Genomic DNA, 17,220 nt, shown 5'->3' with positions numbered 1-17,220 from the left:
CGGATGAGCGGGATCAAGTCGTGGCGGCGGACGGTGGGGTGCCAGGTGAAAGCCTGGGCGGAGTCGCGGGTGCAGTGGAAGGCGGACATGGCCCGCTACAAGGCCCAGCAGAAGGCCGCCCGGAAGGGCGGACACGTACCCGAGCACCCGGGCCCACCGCCCACCGGATTCGCCCTGGTGCCCTGGCTGCTGATGGGCATGGGCTCCTTCTCCAACCTCCTCCAGGGCAAGACCCCCAACCCGTGGGTCGGCGGCCTGGGCCTGTTCGCCTTCAACTCGCTGTACATCTACGTGGCCTTCCGCGCCTTCCACAAGGAAGCGCGCGAGGCGACCTCAACCCGTGTGGCGCTGGTGCTGATGGGACTGGTGACCACCGGTCTGGCCCTCGGCTACGGCGGCAACTGGCTGTTGTTCTTCCCGCTGCTGGGCCTGGCGACCGGCGCGATCGTGCGGGGTCCGTGGCTCGGCAGGACGGGGATCGCGCTTGCCGCCTTCGCGGGCGCCGTCTCCGCCTTCCGGGACGGTGGGGACGCGGTGAACATCGCCTACGGCACGTTCCTGTCCACCATGGTGACCGCCGCGATCCTCTCCCTCTCCGAGGCCGTACGGGATCTGCGCGCCGCCCGTGAGGAACTGGCCCGGCGGGCGGTGGAGCAGGAGCGGCTGCGCTTCTCCCGCGACCTGCACGACCTGCTCGGGCACACCCTGTCGGTGATCGTGGTGAAGTCGGAGGCGGCCCGGCGCCTGGCCGACCGCGACCTGGCGGCCGCGCTGACGCAGATCGGCGACATCGAGTCGGTCGGCCGGCAGGCGCTGACCGAGATCCGCGAGGCGGTGACCGGCTACCGCGAGGGCTCTCTCGCCACCGAACTGGCCCGGGCCCGCTCGGCGCTGTCCGCGGCGAGCGTGGAACCGGTGGTCCGCCAGTCGGGAACGCCGCTCGCCCCGCAGACCGAGGCACTGCTCGGCTGGGTGGTGCGCGAGGCGGTCACCAACGTCGTCCGGCACAGCGACGCCACCCGCTGCGAGATCACCGTCGGCAGCGACGCCGAGCAGGCCCGGCTCACCGTCACCGACAACGGCACCGGCAAGGCCGTCACCCGCCCCGCGGAGGGCATCGGCGGCACCGGCCTGAAGGGCCTGACCGAACGCCTCGCGGCGGCGGGCGGCTCGCTGAAGGCCGGCCCGTCCCCGCGCGGCGGCTTCACGGTCACCGCCGAACTCCCGGTGGAGCCGACGGAACTGGCGCCCGTGGGGGCGGCCACGGCGCCCAAGGCGAGCTGAGCGCCCGGCCCACGTCGGCGCCGACCCGAAGACCGACGAGTCGTCGGCCGGCCGCTCGCCCTACTCTTGGGGCGTGAACGGCATCCGGGTCCTGCTCGCCGAGGACCAGGGCATGATGCGCGGCGCCCTGGCTTTACTCCTCGGCATGGAGGACGACATCGAGGTGGTCGCCCAGGTCCCGACCGGGGACGCGATCGTGGACGCGGCGCTCCTGCACCGGCCCGACGTGGCCCTGCTGGACATCGAGCTGCCGGGGCGCAGCGGACTGGACGCGGCGGCAGACCTGCGCGAACAGGTGCCGGGCTGCCGGGTGCTGATACTGACCACCTTCGGCCGGCCCGGCTATCTGCGCCGGGCCATGGAGGCGGGGGCGTCCGGCTTCCTGGTCAAAGACGGGCCGGTGGAGGAACTGGCGGTGGCCGTCCGGCGCGTGCTCGCCGGGGAGACCGTCGTCGACCCGGCGCTGGCCGCGGCCGCGCTCAGCGCCGGACCGAGTCCGCTGACGGCCCGCGAGTGCGATGTGCTGAAGGCGTCGGCGGACGGGGCGACCGTCGCCGACATCGCCGGCAGGCTCCATCTGTCCGAGTCCACCGTGCGCAACTACCTGTCGTCGGCGATCGGCAAGACCGGCACCCGGAACCGTGCGGAGGCTGTGCGGGAGGCCCGGCAGCAGGGGTGGTTGTGAGTCCCGCCGGCCCGTCTCCCGGTACCGGATCACCTCACCTTCACGGGTAGGGGATCACCTCCGCGGACTGGTAGGTGGTCCCCTTCGGCGCCACGCACACGAACCACTTCGTCCGGAACCCGACGGCCGCCCGGGTCAGGTCCACGCTGCTCGTGCCGTTCTTCCAGGTGCACTTGACCTGCCAGGCGGTGTCGGCGACCTGGCCGACCACCAGACGGCCCGAGCTCTCGGGCGTGTCGCCCAGGCGGGTCGCGGCGGCCTCCATGTCCGTACCCGCGAAGCTCTCCCGCTCCTCGGCCGTGTTGTACATCAGCTGCTGAGGGCGGTGCGTGCCGTAGGCGCGGGTGACGAAGAACGAGCTCTTGCCGATCAGGGCGGCCGGCTTGTGGACGCCAGCCGGCTCGAGGCCCAGCTCGGTCATGGCCTGGAACTGTCTGCTCGCCTCCTCCTCGTTGCGCGGCGCTCCCCACAGTTCGACGGCGATCCGCCACTCCTTGCCGGCGTAGACGCCCCTGGCCAACGTGGTCCGCTGCGGCGCGTAGACGTACCGTTCCTCGGGCGACTTCGGCAGCGTCGCCACCGTCGCCCCCCGGTCGCCATGCCCACCCGGCAGCCCCGTCACCGCCAGGGTCGCTCCCGTGGACCCCGCCAGCACCACCGCCGTGGCCGCCGCGACCGCCCAGCGCCGGGCCCTGCGCCGCCTGCCGCCGCGGATGACCGCCTGCACCGGGGCTATACCGATCTCGACCTCGTCCGCGGCGTCCGCGAGGAGGAGGGCGATGTCCGTCTGCGTCATGTCGTGCCTCGTCTCCTTGTCCGCGCTCATCAGTCACGCCATCCCTGCGTCACCATCTCGGCCAGCGCCGGTATGGCGCGGAGTTTCGCGATCCCCTTGGCCGCGTTGCTCTTGACCGTGCCGACCGAGCAGCCCATCGCCTCCGCCGTCTGGGTCTCCGTCAGGTCCTCCCAGTACCGCAGGACCACCGCCTCACGTTGCCGCGCGGGCAGCTCGGCGAGCGCCTTGAGCAGGGCGCTGCGGTCGTCGGCCTGGGCGATGCGGTCACCGGTGTCGGCCACCTCGTGCACCAGGCCCGAGTCGTCCCTCGGCGCCAGGAACTCCTTCAGCCTTCTGCGGTGTCTGCGCGCATGCGCGTTGATCATCACGCGCCGTACGTACGCCTCCGGGTCGTCCGCCGACCCGACCTTGCGCCAGGCCGCGTAGACCTGTTCCAGCGTCGACTGGACCAGGTCCTCGGCCGCGTGCTGCTCCCCCGTGAGGAGAAATGCCGTACGCATCAGCCGCGGCCAGCGGCCGACGACGAAGCTCTGGAACTCATCGTCCCGAGCCCTCTTCCGATCCCCCATGGGCACCTCCTAGACAACAAAAGGAGTCCAGGAGCCCCCCGGATCGTTGCCTCACCCAGAAACCTGATGCCCGATCAGAAAACCATGACAAGGTCAAGAATTCATTAGAGGCACGAAGCAACGGAATAGTTGCCTGTGCATACGGGGTTTAGCCAGTACTTATCTCACTGGAGGCCTCACTCAATGACGCACACGACGACCGACCAGCCCGCCCGGAGCGCGAGCGGGGCCGTGGTCCCGGTGCTCGCCTTCGCGGGCATCGTGGTCGCGGTGATGCAGACCCTGCTCGTCCCGGTCATCAAGGACCTGCCGCAGCTGCTGGACACCGCGCCCAGCAACGCCACCTGGGTCCTGACCTCGACTCTCCTGTCGGGCGCCGTGGCCACGCCGATCATGGGCCGGCTCGGTGACCTCTACGGCAAGCGCCGCATGCTCATAGCCAGCCTCGCGGTGATGGTGGCCGGCGCGCTGGTCAGCGCCCTGACCAGCGAACTGCTCACCATGATCGTCGGCCGTACCCTCCAGGGCTTCGCCATGGGCGCGATCCCGCTCGGCATCGGCCTGATGCGGGACACGCTGCCGCGCGAGAAGCTCGGCTCGGCGATGGCCCTGATGAGCTCCTCGATCGGCGTCGGCGGCGGCCTCGCCCTGCCCGCCGCGGCCCTGGTCGCCCAGCACACCGACTGGCACGCCCTGTTCTACGGCGCCGCCGGCCTCGGCGTGCTCTGCATCGCGCTCACCCTTCTCGTCGTACCGGAGTCCACGATGCGCGCCGAGGGCTCCTTCGACGTGCTGGGCGCGCTCGGCCTGTCCGCCGGCCTGGTCCTCTTCCTGCTGCCGATCACCAAGGGCAGCGACTGGGGCTGGACCTCGGGCACCACCCTCGGCCTGTTCGCCGCGGCGGCGGTCGTGCTCGTCCTGTGGGGCGTGATGGAACTGCGTGTCAAGGCCCCCCTGGTGGACCTGCGCACCACTGCCCGCCCCGCCGTGCTCTTCACCAACCTGGCCTCGATCATGGTCGGTGTCTCGTTCTACGTCGTCTCACTGGTCCTGCCCCAGCTCCTCCAGCTGCCCAAGGCCACCGGCTACGGCCTCGGCCAGTCCATGGTGGTCGCCGGACTGCTCGTCGCGCCCCTCGGCCTGACGATGATGTTCACCGCGCCCGTCTACGCCCGGCTGTCCGCCAAGTACGGCCCCAAGCTCACCCTGATCCTCGGCATGCTGATCATCGCGATCGGCTACGGCGCCGGGCTCGGCCTGATGAGCGCCGCCTGGCAGAGCCTGGTCATCGCGGTGGTCCTGGGCGCCGGCATCGGCCTGGCCTACTCCTCCCTGCCCGCGCTGATCGTCAGCGCCGTCCCGGCCTCCGAGACCGGCGCCGCCAACGGCCTCAACACCCTGATGCGCTCCATCGGCACGTCGGTCTCCAGCGCCGTCATCGGCATGGTGCTGGCCAACACCGCGAACAACGTGCACGGTGTCGCGATCCCGACCATGCACGGCTTCCGCGTCTCCTTCCTGATCGCCACGGCCGCCGTCCTGGTCGGCCTCGTGCTCGCCCTCCTCCTGCCCGGCCGCCGGCCCGCCGCCCACCCGCAGCTGCGCGCCAGCAGCGAGGAGGACGCCAACCTGGAGCGCGCCGAGGAGGTCCTGCGGGGCTTCCACGGCCGGGTCCTGGACGCCGACGGCGCCCCGGTCGCCCGCGCCAAGGTCACCCTGATCGACCAGCGGGGCCGCCAGGCGGGTGCCGCCGTCTCCGCGGAGGACGGCAGCTACGCCCTCGCGGTCCCCGCCCAGGGCGCCTACGTCCTGGCCGCGAAGGCCGCCGGACACGGCCCGCACGCCTCGTCGGCGACCCACGCGGGTGACGAACGGCCGGTCGAACTGGACCTGGCCCTGCCGGGCGAGACCGTCCCGGCCTGACCGCCGCCCGGATCACGCACCTCCTCGTACCCCCTGTCGCTCCTGCGGCCGGGGGTACGACAGCATGGGGCCCCGGAACACACACCGGAACACACGTACGACCCCATGGAAAGGCAGGCCCCATGCCCGCGGCACCCAAGCCCGAGATCCTGGCCGCGTTCGAGGCGGCGAAGGGGTTCATGCCCGTGGACGAGGGGCTGGCGCTGTACGCGGCAGCCGTGGACGCCGGGCGGCTGGGGCTGCCGCTGCTGGAGGTCGGCACGTACTGCGGGCGTTCGACCGTCCTGCTCGCCGACGCGGCCCGGCAGGCCGGCGTCACCGCGCTCACCGTCGACCACCACCGGGGCAGCGAGGAGCAGCAGCCCGGCTGGGACTACCACGACCCGGAGACGGTCGACCCCGAGATCGGCCTGATGGACACGCTGCCCACCTTCCGCCGGACCCTGCACAGGGCGGGCCTGGAGGAGCACGTGGTGGCGCTGGTCGGCCGCTCCCCGCAGATCGCCGCGCTCTGGAACTCCCCGCTCGGCCTGGTGTTCGTCGACGGCGGCCACACCGACGAGCACGCGGGCGCCGACTACGAGGGCTGGGCCCCCCATGTGGCCCACGGCGGGCTGCTCGTCATCCACGACGTATTCCCCCACCCGGAGGACGAGTTCACCGGCCAGGCTCCGTACCGCGTCTACCTCCGGGCCCTGCAATCGGGCGAGTTCACGGAGGTCTCGGCGACCGGGTCGCTGCGCGTGCTGCGGCGAGCGGAGGCGGAGTCCCTGGCTCCCCGTTAGAGTCGCAGACGTGTCTTACGTAGGTCCGGACTTCGATCCCCCGCAGCCGCGCCGGTCCCGCCGCGGCCCGTTGACCGTGGCGCTCGCCGCGCTGGTGCCCGGTGCCCTGCTCGGCTGGCTGGTGTACGAGGCGGTGGGCGCCCCCGGCGGTTCCGGCCAGGCGGGCCCCGCCGCGTCGTCGGCGTCCGTCTCGCGCCCGCTCTCCGCGGCACCGCCCACGACCCTGACCGGGTCACCCACCGACGACGCCAAGGCGAGCCCGGCGCCCACGGCCGGGGCGTCCGAGTCGACTTCGGCCGCCGCGCCCGCCGCCTCCGGCCCCCTCAGGGGCAAGGTGATCGTCATCGACCCCGGGCACAACCCGGGCAACTTCCGGCACACGGCCGAGATCAACCGTCAGGTGGACATCGGCACGAACCGCAAGGAGTGCGACACCACCGGCACGTCCACCAACTCCGGTTACACCGAGGCCCGTTTCACGCAGGACGTCGCCGAACGGCTGCGCGCGATCCTGCAGCGGCAGGGTGCCACGGTGAAGCTGACCCACGAGGGCGACTCACCGCCCTGGGGGCCGTGCGTGGACGAACGCGCACGGATCGGGAACGCCGCGCACGCGGACGCGGCCATCTCCATCCACGCCGACGGCTCGGCCGAGGGCAACCGCGGCTTCCACGTCATCCTCCCGGGGTCCGTCCACGCCGGCGGCGCCGACACCCGCCCGATCGTGGCCTCCTCGAAGTCCCTCGGCGAGCGGATCGCGGGCAACTTCCTGCGGGTCACGGGTGAACCGCCGTCCAACTACCTCGGGGGCGGCACCGGTCTCGTCACGCGTAAGGACCTGGGCGGTCTCAATCTGTCAACGGTTCCCAAGGTGTTCATCGAGTGCGGCAACATGCGCGATAGCAAGGACGCGGCACTGCTCACCAGCGGCGCCTGGCGGCAGAAGGCGGCGCAGGGAATCTCTGAGGGAATCGTGAGTTTCCTGCGCGGGTAGTGATCGGCGGTCGGTCCCGGCGTACAGGCTGATCGTTCGAACGATAGTGTTCCTACGATCAGGGGCCACCCCCGCGACGCCTCTACCGACGACGAGACGACCTACGAAGGACCTGAAGTGAATATCCGCTCCCTCACTAGAGGCGACGGCGTGGTGATCGGAGCAGCGGTGTTGCTGTTCATCGCGTCGTTCCTTACCTTCTACTCCTACTCCGTCGCGGGCTACTCGGACACCCGGAACGCGTGGGATGACCTCGGGACGGGCCTCGGCACGTACATGGGGGCCGTCATCGGTGCCGCACTGATCGTCCTCAACCGCTGCCTGCCGCAGCAGCGCAAGGTGGCCGGTCTGGACCTCGGCACGGTCGGCACGGGCTTCGCGATCCTGTCCGCCTGGACGCTCTTCTGGACGCTGGTGGACGTTCCCGACAACGTCGACGCCGGCATCGGCCTCATCCTCGGCCTCATCGCCGCCCTCGTCATCGCCGGCGCCGCCATCGCCACCCCCCTGGTCCCCGCCCTCCAGGTCGCCCTCGTCCCGGCGCCCAAGCCCGCCGCCCCCCAGCCCTACGGCGCCCAGCCCCCCGGCGGCTACGGCTACCCGGGTGCCCCGCAGCAGCCGTACGGTGCTCAGCCGCAGCCGGGTCAGCCCTTCGGGCAGCAGTCGGCGGCCCCGCAACCGCAGGGGCAGGCCCAGCCGCAGGATCAGCCCCAGCCGCAGGCCCAGCCGGCCGCGGACTTCTCGCCGTTCTGGTTCGCCGTGCCCGTGCCGCGTCCGCTGTTCGCGGAGGACGGTTCGCAGGCGCCGATCGCCGAGCTGGCGCCGGGCACCTGGTACCTGGCGGTCGAGCAGCGCGGCGCCCACCTGGTCGCGCAGACCCAGGACGGCCGCCGTGGCGTGCTGCAGGACACCTCCGGGATCCAGCGCGGCTGAGTCCACCGCGACCGTCGCGCACGGCCCCTCGCTCTTCCGGGCGGGGGGCCGTTGCCGTACAGTCACCCGCGTATCTGACGTGGCGTCAGGAGGTGGCGATGCGGCTCGGTCTGGCACTCGGCTACTGGGGACGCGGCCCGAACTCCGGCCACCTGTCGCTGGCTCAGGAGGCCGAACGGCTCGGGTACCACTCCGTGTGGACGGCGGAGTCCTGGGGCTCGGACGTCTTCACGCCGCTGACCTGGATCGCCGCGCGGACCTCGAGGATCATGCTGGGCACGGCGGTCGCCCAGATGGCGGCACGCCCGCCGACCACGACCGCGATGCACGCGTTGACGCTCGACCACCTCTCCGGCGGGCGGGTGATGCTGGGCCTCGGACTGTCCGGGCCGCAGGTCGTCGAGGGCTGGTACGGAAGGCCGTTCCCGAAGTCACCGCTGACCGCGACCCGGGAGTACGTGGACGTCGTCCGGCAGGTGCTGCGCCGTGAGGCGCCGGTCGAGCTGGCCGGACGCTTCCACGCCCATCCCTACCGGGGCCCGGACGCGACGGGGCTCGGCAAACCCCTCAAGCCCATCACCCACCCCCTGCGCCCGGACCTCCCCGTCCTGCTCGGCGCGGAGGGCCCGAAGAACGTCGCCCAGACGACCCGCATCGCGGACGGCTGGCTCCCGCTGTACTGGGCGCCGACCCGCCCCGAGGTCCACGGACCCGCACTGACCGGTCTCCCGGAGGGCTTCCTCGTCGCCCCCATGGCCCAGGTGCGGGTCTGCGACGACGTGGCCGAGGGCCTGCTCCCGGTCAAGATCATGCTCGGCTTCTACATCGGCGGCATGGGCCACGCGGCCCGCAACTTCCACGCCGACCTGATGGCGCGCATGGGGTACGAGGACGAGGCCCGCCGCATCCAGCACCTGTTCCTCTCCGGGCGCCGCGAGGAGGCCGTCCGAGCGGTCCCGGACGCCTTCGCCGACGAGATCTCCCTGGTCGGCCCGCGCGAACGCATCGCCGAACGCCTGGAGTTGTGGCGCAAGGGTCCGGTGACCGACCTGCTGGCGGTGTCACCGGATCCGCGGTCGCTCCGGGTGCTCGCGGAGTTGAACTCCTAGGCGGTTTCAATCGGGCTTGCGGGGCCAGACGGAGAGTATGTCTCGATATCGCAGTGGCTCCAACTCCGCTGGGACAGTCGTCGCGGTGGTCGCGGACATCATGGCCGTGATCCTCGGACTGTGGATCCTGATGTACCTGCTGGACGCGAACCGGGCCAATGACCTGGTCCAGTTCATCCACGACGCGGCCAACTGGCTGGCCGGCTGGTCGCGCGACCTGTTCACCTTCGACGCGGCCTGGGCCCGTGTCGTCGCCGGCTACGGTCTGGCTGCCGTGGTCTACCTCTTCGTCGGCCACGCGGTCGCCAACCGCATGCACCGTCACTGACCGTTCCTAGAGACTGAGTGGGAGTGAGTCCTGGTGCCAGGACTCGTGCTCAGTCGCGTGTCCCGAACGGTTGTGGGCACGCTGATCGCCCGCTTTCGCTCCGCGTCCGGCACACATGGATCGTGTCCGTGGTCCTGGGGTGCGGGGCGGGTTCCCTCACGCCCCGGGACCCCTGGTCCGGCCTGGACGGTCCGACGCCCCTGCTCATCGCTCCGGTGAGCAGGGGGCGGTGCCGTCCTCCCCCAGTGCCTTAAGGGCCTGGGAGGTGCCCCCAGCCGGATCGGGTGTCCCAGGGCGCGCCTTCCGATCGCCACGGCGGCAGCCTCGTGGCGTGTGGTCTTCCTGGTTGTGGTGGTCAGGGGCTTCTGCCAGTGCTGGGCGCCCCAGCGGCTGGTGTAGGCGGGGTCGACGGCGACCAGGGGGATGCCGAGTTCGGCGGCTGATCCGTCCCAGACGCTCACTCATGCGCACCAGAACGCGCCCAAGCACTGTCACGGGGCAGCAGTTCGCAACCCCTCCGGGTCACCGCCGGGCACACGCCCCTGGACCCCCGGGCACTCCGGTCGAACGCCCGGGAGTCCGGAGGTCCGGGGCCCTGAAGGCACAGCACCGTGCCGTAGCCGAGCGGGCACACGGCAGGTCGGCGCAGGCACGCCGGCAACGCGGGCCGGGGCCCTAGGGGGTGTCTTGTGGATCACGCCGGGGTCGCGGGGTCTGGCACGCACTCCCCCACTCTCGACTTCGCTCGAGCGGGAGGGGCCCCCACCGGCGTTGTCGTCGGTCCCCGACGCTCCGCGTCGACTCCCTCCTCCGCCTTGCAGCTGCACGCTCCCCCACGCTCGAACAGACTCGCGCGGGGGCACCCCCATCGCCCCCGCTCGGGTCGGCTGGAAGGCGCCGTCGGTCTCAACCGGCCTGATCCACAAGACACCCCCTGGCCCCGTTTCCCCGTGCGAACCGCCGGACGGCTAGCCGCAGCAGTCCGGATCCAGGCCCCACGGCAGAAACTCTCCGCCGAACACCGCGCAGGTCGCCTCGTGGCCGCCGAGGGCGGCTACCGCGAGGAGCAGGGAGCCTGCCGTCCAGCTGGTCAGCTCCCGGGGCCAGACGGCGTCGTCGTCGAAGACGTAGCCCGTCCAGTAGAGGCCGGTCTCCGTGTCGCGCAGGTGCTGGATCGACTGCAGGACGTCCAGGGCGCGGTCGGACTCGCCCGTCGCCCACAGGGCCAGGGCTAGTTCGGCGGACTCCCCGCCCGTCACCCAGGCGTTGGGGACGACGCAGCGGACACCGAGGCCGGGGACGACGAAGCGGTCCCAGTCGGCCTCGATGCGCTCCTTGGCCTCCGCGCCGGTGAGGGCGCCGCCGAGCACCGGGTAGTACCAGTCCATCGAGTAGCGGTCCTTGTTCAGGAACCGCTCCGGGTGGCGGCGGATCGCGTGGCGCAGCGCGCCGACCGCCAACTCCCAGTCGGGCTGAGGCTCTTCACGCTGCTCTGCGATGGCGAGGGCGCAGCGCAGGGCGTGGTGGATGGAGGAGCTGCCGGTCAGCAGCGCGTCCGTCGTGCCGGTGCCGTCGTCGTCACGCCGCCAGCCGATCTGCCCGCCGGGCTGCTGGCAGCGCAGCACCCATTCCATCGCCGCGTACACGCAGGGCCACATGCGGTCCAGGAACGTGTCGTCGCCGGTGGAGAGGTAGTGGTGCCAGACGCCGACGGCTATGTAGGCGACGAAGTTCGTCTCGCGGGCGCGGTCCGTGACGTCGTCGTGCGCCCCGTCCGCGTAGGCCGCGTACCAGGAGCCGTCCTCGTTCTGGTGCCGGGCCAGCCAGGTGTACGCCCGCTCGGCGGCCTCGTGTTCGCCGGCCGCGTCGAGGGCCATGGCCGCCTCGGTGTGGTCCCAGGGGTCGAGGTGGTGCCCCCGGAACCACGGGATCGCGCCGTCCTCCCGCTGCACGGCGAGGATGCCGCGTACCGTCTCGGCAGCCTGCTCGGCGGTGAGGACCCCGGGCAGGACCAGGTGTTCTGTCCGGGGGGTCGTCACTTGGCGGCCGCCTCGGAGGTCTTGGAGGTCTTGGAGGTCTTGGAGGTCTCGGAGGTCTCGGAGGTCTCGGAGAGCCGGGGCAGGTGCGGCTTGGTCGCGTAGGCCACGAAGCTCTTGCCGATCAGCGGGTTGAGGGCCTGCTCGGCGATCCGGGTGGCCAGCGGTTTCTTCATGATGTCCCAGACCAGCAGCTGGTGGTACGCCCGCACGGGCAGCGCCTTGTCGTTGTCGACGCCGAACGCGCACTTCAGCCACCAGTACGGCGAGTGCAGGGCGTGCGCGTGGTGCGTGCCGTAGGGCTTCAGGCCGGCCTCGCGGATCTTCGCCAGCAGTTCGTCCGCCTTGTAGATGCGTATGTGGCCGCCCTCGACCTCGTGGTAGGCGTCGGACAGCGTCCAGCAGACCTTCTCGGGGCCGTAGCGCGGCACGGTGATCGCGATGCGGCCACCGGGCTTGAGCACCCGTACCATCTCGGCGAGTACGCCCTTGTCGTCGGGGATGTGTTCCATCACCTCGGAGATGATGACGACGTCGAAGGACTCGTCCGGGAAGGGCAGCGCGAGGGCGTCCCCCTCCATCGCCGTGGCGGTGGCGCCGGCCGGGGCCTCGCCCGCCTCCTTCATCGCCGCGAACCACTTGGCGACCTCGCGGATCTCCTCGGCGTTCTGGTCGAGGGCCACGACCTGGGCGCCGCGCCGGTAGCACTCGAAGGCGTGCCGGCCCGCCCCGCAGCCGAGGTCCAGGACTCGGTCGCCCGGGGCGAGCGGGAACCGGGAGAAGTCGACGGTCAGCACGTGGCCCTGCTTTCGCGGTCGGAGGCGGGTGGTTCATCGAGTGCGGCTGTGTCGGCGGCCGTCCCTGCGGCGGTCTCTGCGGCCGTCTGTGCGGCCGGTGGGCGCACGGGACCGCTGCCCGGGCCGCCGGAGCGGGCGATGGCCTCCCGGTAGCGGGCCACCGTGCCTTCGGCGGCCCGCGCCCAGGTGAAGTGCCGCAGCACCCGTTCGCGCCCGGCCGCGCCCAGCCGCGCCCGCAGTTCCGCGTCGCCCAGCAGCCGGCCCAGCCCGGCGGCCAGCGCCCCCGCGTCGCCGGGCGGCACCGCCAGGCAGGTCTCCCCGTCGCGGCCGGCGACCTCGGGGATCGCGCCGCCGGTGGTGGCGACCAGCGGGGTGCCGGTGGCCATGGCCTCGGCGGCCGGCAGGGAGAAGCCCTCGTACAGCGACGGCACGCAGGCGACCTCGGCGGAGCGGACGAGGTCGACCAGTTCGGCGTCGCTGATGCCCTTCACGAACTCGACGGCGCCTTCGAGGCCGTAGCGTTCGATGGCCTGGGCGACGGGTCCGTCCTCGGCGCGCTTGCCGACGACGACGAGGTGGGCGTCGGGGTGCTCGGTGCGTACCTTGGCGAGCGCCTCGACGAGGAAGACCAGACCCTTGAGTGGCACGTCGGCGCTGGAGGTGGTGACGATCCGGCCCCGCACGACGGGCACCGCCGGATTCGGCGAGAAGAGGTCGGTGTCGGCGCCGATGTGGACGACGTGGATGCGGTCGTCGCGGACGCCGAGGTGGTCGACGATCTCCTGGCGGGAGGTGCCGGAGACGGTGAGGACGGAGGGCAGCCGGCGGGCGACCCGCTTCTGCATCCGGGTGAAGGCGTACCAGCGGCGGACCGAGTAGCGGCGCCGCCGGCCTTCGGCGGCGTCCAGCTCCAACTGGCGGTCCACCGTGATGGGGTGGTGGATGGTGGTGACCAGGGGGGCGCCGATGTCGCCCAGCAGGCCGTAGCCGAGGGTCTGGTTGTCGTGCACGACGTCGAACTGCCCGCGCCGGGCGCGCAGATGGCGGCGGGCGCGCAGCGAGAAGGTGAGGGGCTCGGGGAATCCGCCGGTCCACATGGTGGCGACCTCGAGGGCGTCGATCCAGTCCCGGTACTCGTCGCGCTTCGGGGTGCGGAAGGGGTCGGGCTGGCGGTACAGGTCGAGGCTCGGCAGTTCCGTCAGGGTCAGGCCCTGGTACCCGTCGTCGAGCACGGGGTACGGCTGGGAGCCGATGACCTCCACCCGGTGGCCGAGGCGGGCCAGCTCGCGGGAGAGGTGCCGTACGTAGACGCCCTGGCCGCCGCAGAACGGGTTCCCTTTATAGGTGAGGAGCCCTATGTGGAGCGGTCGCTCGCCGTCGGCTGCGGAGTCCTGCCGGACACCCGCCTCCCTGGCCTCAGCGGTCACTCTGAGCCCCCTTCTTCCTGCACGGTCCCGCGAGACTACGCCGGGACGCTAATCTAGAACAAGTTTCAGACTTGATCGTTCAAGAGGCTCCGAATCTACCGGCAGGTAGGGGCGCTGTGAGCAGTGGATCAGGTGATTCGCGCCACGGCCGGGCCCCTGCCATGCTAGGTGATCACTCGCCCTCACCGGCCGCCTCACCGACTGTCACGGAACGGGACCGATGCCTGCGCACGCCAAGGTGGAATCCAGTACCGCGCACCCCGCCTCCGCCCCCCTGACGGAGCGGCAGGAGGCCCGGCGCCGCCGGATACTGCGCGCCAGCGCGCAACTGGCCAGCCGGGGCGGTTTCGACGCGGTGCAGATGCGGGAGGTCGCCGAGTCCTCCCAGGTGGCGCTCGGCACGCTGTACCGCTACTTCCCGTCCAAGGTGCATCTGCTGGTCGCCACGATGCAGGACCAGCTGGATCACATGCACGGCACGCTGCGGAAGAAGCCCCCGGCGGGCGACACGGCGGCCGAACGGGTGGCGGAGACCCTGATGCGGGCCTTCCGCGCCCTCCAGCGGGAGCCGCACCTGGCCGACGCCATGGTCCGTGCGCTCACCTTCGCCGACCGCAGCGTCTCGCCCGAGGTCGACCAGGTGTCCCGGCAGACCACCGCGATCATCCTGGACGCGATGGGCCTGGAGAACCCCACCCCCGAGCAGCTCTCCGCCGTCCGCGTGATCGAGCACACCTGGCACTCGGCCCTGATCACCTGGCTGTCGGGCCGCGCCTCCATCGCCCAGGTGAAGATCGACATCGAGACGGTGTGCCGCCTGATCGACCTCACGGATCCGGCGCAGGGGGGCGTGTCCTCGCATGGCTGAGGCCCCGGACGCGGAGACCGCGTGGCAGTGGCTGCTGGAGCGGCGGCCGGGCACCCGGGGCCAGTACTTGGACGACGAGTGGTTCGCGGTCGTGGCCGCCGCGCACGCAGAGCCGCGCCTGCGCGGCCTCTACCCCTTTCCCACCCACGGCACGCTGAAGCTGCTGCGCGATGGACCGCCGTTCGAGGGCGAAGAGGACAGGGACATGCCCTACGTCATCTGCTCCGGGCCGCCGCACCAGGTGCACACGATCGACCACGGCCACCTCGGTGAGACCGCGACCCCTGAAGAGGCGGTGGCGCTGGTGGTGACCCATCTGCCCCCGGACGTGCGATCGCCGGGACGCACCTGACCGCACGGGCATGTGAACGCACAGCGGAAACCTACGAGACGGGTTCCCTTCCGGCATTACCCGGCAGGTACTGGGGGTCGCTTCCCGGCTCGACTGCTGCCGTTCGGCCTCTCAGCCGACCGTCGCTGTCGGCCCCGGCGGATGTCGACCGCTGATCGACGTCGCGCCAAAGTCGGCTACTCCGGTCGAGCTCCCTCACTCGCCCCGTAGGCTGCTTTCAGGATAAAACGCCCCAAGCAGAATGAAACCCCCTGAAGGATGATTTTTTAGGGCAATACGGTGAGAGGTGTCGCCCTGGGCGCCCGTGCGGACACCGCACTCCTGTCGCCACCGCCAGCCCCCTACTCCTCCGGCGGGTACACCGCCTCCCCGCTGCCCACGAGGGTGATCGCGATGGCCTCCACGGGGCAGTTCTCCGCCGCCGCCAGTACCTTCTCGTTCGCGTCGGTGTCCGCCTCGGCGGGGTGGGACTGGCGGGCGGTGTCGAGGCGGAAGCCGCCGGGGGCGTGGTGGACGCACTGGGCGGAGCCGATGCAGACGGACCGGTCGACCTCGATGTGCCAGCGGTCGCCCATGGTGTCCTACGCCTCCCAGCCGGCCGGCAGGTGGATCATCTTGTGTTCCAGGAACTCGCCGTACCCCTCGGGGCCGAACTCCCGCCCCAGACCGGAGTTCTTGTAGCCGCCGAACGGGCCGAGCATGTCGAGGCTGAAGGTGTTGACCGAGTAGGTGCCGGTACGGACCTGTCGGGCCACCTCGATGCCGTGCTCCACGTCGCCGGTCCACACGCTGCCGCTGAGCCCGTAGTCCGAGTCGTTGGCGATCTTCAGTGCCTCGGGCTCGTCGCCGTACGGCAGGAGGCAGATCACCGGGCCGAAGATCTCCTCGCGCGCGATGCGCATGGAGTTGTCGACATCGCCGAAGAGGGTGGGCTCGACGTACCAGCCGCGCTCCAGGCCTGCCGGCCGCCCGCCACCGGTGAGGATCTTGGCGCCCTCCTCCTGGCCGATGCGGATGTAGTCGAGGTTCCTGCGCTGCTGGCGTTCGGCCACCAGCGGGCCCACCTGCGTCGCCGGGTCCAGCGGGTCGCCGACCGCGAGCGCGCTCGCCGCCTGCGCGAAGGCGTCGGCGAACTCGTCGTAGCGGGAGCGGGGTACGAGGATGCGGGTCTGCGCGACACAGGCCTGGCCGTTGTTCATCCAGGCCGCCGAGACGATCCCGGGCACCGCCGTCGCGATGTCCGCGTCGGGCAGGACGACCGCCGCCGACTTGCCGCCCAGCTCCAGCGTCACCCGGGTCAGGTTGCGCGCGGCGACCTCCATCACCCGCTTGCCGGCGGCGACCGAGCCCGTGAAGGAGACCTTGTCGATCCCGGGGTGCCCGACCAGGTACTCGCTGACCTCACGGTCGGCCGGGAGAATGGACAGCACACCGTCCGGCAGCCCGGCCTCCTTGGCGATCTCGCCGAGGATGTAGGCGTCCAGGGGCGACTCGGGCGACGGCTTGAGCACCACCGTGCAGCCGGTGAGCAGGGCGGGCGCGAGCTTGGCGGCGGCGACGAACTGCGGGACGTTCCAGGGGACGACGGCCGCGACGACCCCGACCGGCTCGCGGCGCACCAGGATCTTCCCGAGCACCCCGTCGCGGGTCTCCTCGTACGTGAAGTCCCGCGCGACCCTGATCGCCGCGTCCCACACCATCATCGCGCCGAGCGCCTGGGCGAGGACGCTCCACGAGTACGGGGAGCCGTTCTCGGAGGAGATCACCCGGGCGATCTCCTCGTGCCGGGCGGCGATCGCGTCCTTGATACGGGTGACGACCTCGATCCGCTCCTGGAGCGTCGCCCGCGGCCAGGGCCCCTCGTCGAACGCCCGGCGCGCCACGGCGACGGCCCGGTCCACGTCCGCACGCGAGGCGTGCGGCACACGCCCGATGACCTCCTCGGTGTGCGGGGAGACGACCTCGATGACGTCCTTGCCGAGGGGATCGGTCAACTCCCCGCCGATGAACAGCTGTCCGTGTTCCACGAGCTCGGTCATGGCCGACTGCCTCCCGCCGCACCGTATCTGACGCTGTTTCAGAAACTGATATCAGTTCTGGTCAAACTAGTCCACGGAAGAAGACGAGAATGCCCCTGACCAGGGGTTTCCCGGCGATCAGGGGCGGGTTCGGAAGGTGTGGTCGCGCTTCCGCCCAGGGGCGGCGGTACGGCAAGATGTGCCGCTTCCCGGCAGTCCCGGCTCACACGGCGTCAGGAATCGACTCGAGAGGTCTCATGAGCACTGTCCACGTACGCATCGGCGACAACAGAACCAAGTACCACACTGACACCAA

The 17,220-nt window shown here is 71.4% G+C and carries 17 protein-coding genes and 1 pseudogene; 10 read left to right on the top strand and 8 right to left on the bottom strand.

The genetic code is table 11. The annotated features are described in order from the left end of the window. Positions 1-3 precede the first annotated feature (3 nt). The gene (locus tag ACFY0F_RS02995; RefSeq protein WP_388787948.1) at positions 4-1,284 is read left to right on the top strand and encodes a sensor histidine kinase; all 1,281 of its coding nucleotides are present in this window, start codon (positions 4-6) and stop codon (positions 1,282-1,284) included. A gap of 73 nt (positions 1,285-1,357) precedes the next feature. Next, positions 1,358-1,969, top strand: a complete 612-nt coding sequence (locus ACFY0F_RS02990; protein WP_388787944.1) for a response regulator — start codon at positions 1,358-1,360, stop codon at positions 1,967-1,969. A 40-nt stretch (positions 1,970-2,009) separates the two neighbouring features. Here ACFY0F_RS02990 and ACFY0F_RS02985 read toward each other — a convergent pair whose 3' ends face one another. Both ACFY0F_RS02985 and ACFY0F_RS02980 read right to left on the bottom strand, forming a co-directional pair. Then, positions 2,010-2,765, bottom strand: coding sequence for a hypothetical protein (locus ACFY0F_RS02985; protein WP_388787941.1), 756 nt, complete (start codon positions 2,763-2,765; stop codon positions 2,010-2,012). A 29-nt stretch (positions 2,766-2,794) separates the two neighbouring features. Next, positions 2,795-3,334 (bottom strand): SigE family RNA polymerase sigma factor, encoded by a 540-nt coding sequence (locus ACFY0F_RS02980; RefSeq protein WP_388787938.1) that lies wholly within the window; start codon positions 3,332-3,334, stop codon positions 2,795-2,797. Positions 3,335-3,517: 183 nt separating this feature from the next. On the opposite strand from ACFY0F_RS02980, the gene ACFY0F_RS02975 reads away from it, so the two are divergent. The 6 genes from ACFY0F_RS02975 (at position 3,518) to ACFY0F_RS02950 (ending at position 9,406) form a co-directional block, all read left to right on the top strand. Further along, complete coding sequence (locus ACFY0F_RS02975; RefSeq protein ID WP_388787935.1) at positions 3,518-5,257, top strand: MFS transporter; 1,740 nt, start codon at positions 3,518-3,520, stop codon at positions 5,255-5,257. 122 nt (positions 5,258-5,379) lie between these two features. After that, positions 5,380-6,042 (top strand): class I SAM-dependent methyltransferase, encoded by a 663-nt coding sequence (locus ACFY0F_RS02970; RefSeq protein ID WP_388787932.1) that lies wholly within the window; start codon positions 5,380-5,382, stop codon positions 6,040-6,042. Between the two features lie 10 nt (positions 6,043-6,052). Continuing rightward, on the top strand, positions 6,053-7,036 hold the full coding sequence (locus ACFY0F_RS02965) for an N-acetylmuramoyl-L-alanine amidase (RefSeq protein ID WP_388787929.1): 984 nt from the start codon (positions 6,053-6,055) through the stop codon (positions 7,034-7,036). A 150-nt stretch (positions 7,037-7,186) separates the two neighbouring features. Continuing rightward, the gene (locus tag ACFY0F_RS02960) at positions 7,187-7,969 is read left to right on the top strand and encodes a DUF5336 domain-containing protein (RefSeq protein WP_388787926.1); all 783 of its coding nucleotides are present in this window, start codon (positions 7,187-7,189) and stop codon (positions 7,967-7,969) included. Positions 7,970-8,067: 98 nt separating this feature from the next. Beyond that, positions 8,068-9,078 (top strand): LLM class F420-dependent oxidoreductase, encoded by a 1,011-nt coding sequence (locus ACFY0F_RS02955; protein ID WP_388787923.1) that lies wholly within the window; start codon positions 8,068-8,070, stop codon positions 9,076-9,078. Positions 9,079-9,115: 37 nt separating this feature from the next. Continuing rightward, the gene (locus ACFY0F_RS02950; RefSeq protein ID WP_388787920.1) at positions 9,116-9,406 is read left to right on the top strand and encodes a hypothetical protein; all 291 of its coding nucleotides are present in this window, start codon (positions 9,116-9,118) and stop codon (positions 9,404-9,406) included. A gap of 6 nt (positions 9,407-9,412) precedes the next feature. On the opposite strand, the pseudogene ACFY0F_RS02945 reads toward ACFY0F_RS02950, so the two are convergent. The 4 genes and pseudogenes from ACFY0F_RS02945 to ACFY0F_RS02930 all read right to left on the bottom strand — a co-directional run. Further along, a pseudogene (locus tag ACFY0F_RS02945) lies at positions 9,413-9,846 on the bottom strand (IS200/IS605 family accessory protein TnpB-related protein); the annotation flags it as partial. A gap of 528 nt (positions 9,847-10,374) precedes the next feature. Further along, positions 10,375-11,445: a prenyltransferase/squalene oxidase repeat-containing protein gene (locus tag ACFY0F_RS02940; RefSeq protein ID WP_388787918.1), complete on the bottom strand. Its 1,071-nt coding sequence runs from the start codon at positions 11,443-11,445 to the stop codon at positions 10,375-10,377. After that, entirely contained in the window at positions 11,442-12,239 is a 798-nt protein-coding gene (locus tag ACFY0F_RS02935; protein WP_388787916.1) for a class I SAM-dependent methyltransferase, read from the bottom strand. Before ACFY0F_RS02935 ends, ACFY0F_RS02940 begins: the two co-directional genes overlap by 4 nt. Next, positions 12,233-13,666 carry a glycosyltransferase family 4 protein gene (locus ACFY0F_RS02930; RefSeq protein WP_388787914.1) on the bottom strand — a complete coding sequence of 478 codons (1,434 nt, stop codon included), beginning with the start codon at positions 13,664-13,666 and terminating at the stop codon, positions 12,233-12,235. Before ACFY0F_RS02930 ends, ACFY0F_RS02935 begins: the two co-directional genes overlap by 7 nt. A 220-nt stretch (positions 13,667-13,886) precedes the next feature. On the opposite strand from ACFY0F_RS02930, the gene ACFY0F_RS02925 reads away from it, so the two are divergent. Both ACFY0F_RS02925 and ACFY0F_RS02920 read left to right on the top strand, forming a co-directional pair. After that, positions 13,887-14,534, top strand: a complete 648-nt coding sequence (locus tag ACFY0F_RS02925) for a TetR family transcriptional regulator (RefSeq protein WP_388787912.1) — start codon at positions 13,887-13,889, stop codon at positions 14,532-14,534. After that, on the top strand, positions 14,527-14,886 hold the full coding sequence (locus ACFY0F_RS02920; RefSeq protein WP_388787910.1) for a DUF6193 family natural product biosynthesis protein: 360 nt from the start codon (positions 14,527-14,529) through the stop codon (positions 14,884-14,886). The genes ACFY0F_RS02925 and ACFY0F_RS02920 overlap by 8 nt, the downstream gene beginning before the upstream one ends. Positions 14,887-15,227: 341 nt before the next feature. Here ACFY0F_RS02920 and ACFY0F_RS02915 read toward each other — a convergent pair whose 3' ends face one another. Both ACFY0F_RS02915 and ACFY0F_RS02910 read right to left on the bottom strand, forming a co-directional pair. After that, entirely contained in the window at positions 15,228-15,461 is a 234-nt protein-coding gene (locus ACFY0F_RS02915; RefSeq protein ID WP_388787908.1) for a ferredoxin, read from the bottom strand. A 6-nt stretch (positions 15,462-15,467) separates the two neighbouring features. Then, on the bottom strand, positions 15,468-16,925 hold the full coding sequence (locus ACFY0F_RS02910) for an aldehyde dehydrogenase (RefSeq protein WP_388787906.1): 1,458 nt from the start codon (positions 16,923-16,925) through the stop codon (positions 15,468-15,470). Between the last annotated feature and the right edge of the window lie 295 nt (positions 16,926-17,220).

The sequence above is a fragment of the Streptomyces sp. NPDC001544 genome, assembly GCF_042894285.1.
Classification (GTDB): Bacteria; Actinomycetota; Actinomycetes; order Streptomycetales; family Streptomycetaceae; genus Streptomyces.
Note: the sequence above shows the minus strand (reverse complement) of the source record. Positions and strands in the feature narration are given on the sequence as shown.

Bases quoted from the DNA above. Each gene is read 5' to 3' on its own strand.
- ACFY0F_RS02995 (WP_388787948.1), top strand. From the start codon at position 4: ATGAGCGGGATCAAGTCGTGGCGGCGGACGGTGGGGTGCCAGGTGAAA.
- ACFY0F_RS02985 (WP_388787941.1), bottom strand. From the start codon at position 2,765: ATGACGCAGACGGACATCGCCCTCCTCCTCGCGGACGCCGCGGACGAG.
- ACFY0F_RS02980 (WP_388787938.1), bottom strand. From the start codon at position 3,334: ATGGGGGATCGGAAGAGGGCTCGGGACGATGAGTTCCAGAGCTTCGTC.
- ACFY0F_RS02975 (WP_388787935.1), top strand. From the start codon at position 3,518: ATGACGCACACGACGACCGACCAGCCCGCCCGGAGCGCGAGCGGGGCC.
- ACFY0F_RS02970 (WP_388787932.1), top strand. From the start codon at position 5,380: ATGCCCGCGGCACCCAAGCCCGAGATCCTGGCCGCGTTCGAGGCGGCG.
- ACFY0F_RS02955 (WP_388787923.1), top strand. From the start codon at position 8,068: ATGCGGCTCGGTCTGGCACTCGGCTACTGGGGACGCGGCCCGAACTCC.
- ACFY0F_RS02950 (WP_388787920.1), top strand. From the start codon at position 9,116: ATGTCTCGATATCGCAGTGGCTCCAACTCCGCTGGGACAGTCGTCGCG.
- ACFY0F_RS02925 (WP_388787912.1), top strand. From the start codon at position 13,887: ATGCCTGCGCACGCCAAGGTGGAATCCAGTACCGCGCACCCCGCCTCC.
- ACFY0F_RS02920 (WP_388787910.1), top strand. From the start codon at position 14,527: ATGGCTGAGGCCCCGGACGCGGAGACCGCGTGGCAGTGGCTGCTGGAG.
- ACFY0F_RS02915 (WP_388787908.1), bottom strand. From the start codon at position 15,461: ATGGGCGACCGCTGGCACATCGAGGTCGACCGGTCCGTCTGCATCGGC.
- ACFY0F_RS02910 (WP_388787906.1), bottom strand. From the start codon at position 16,925: ATGACCGAGCTCGTGGAACACGGACAGCTGTTCATCGGCGGGGAGTTG.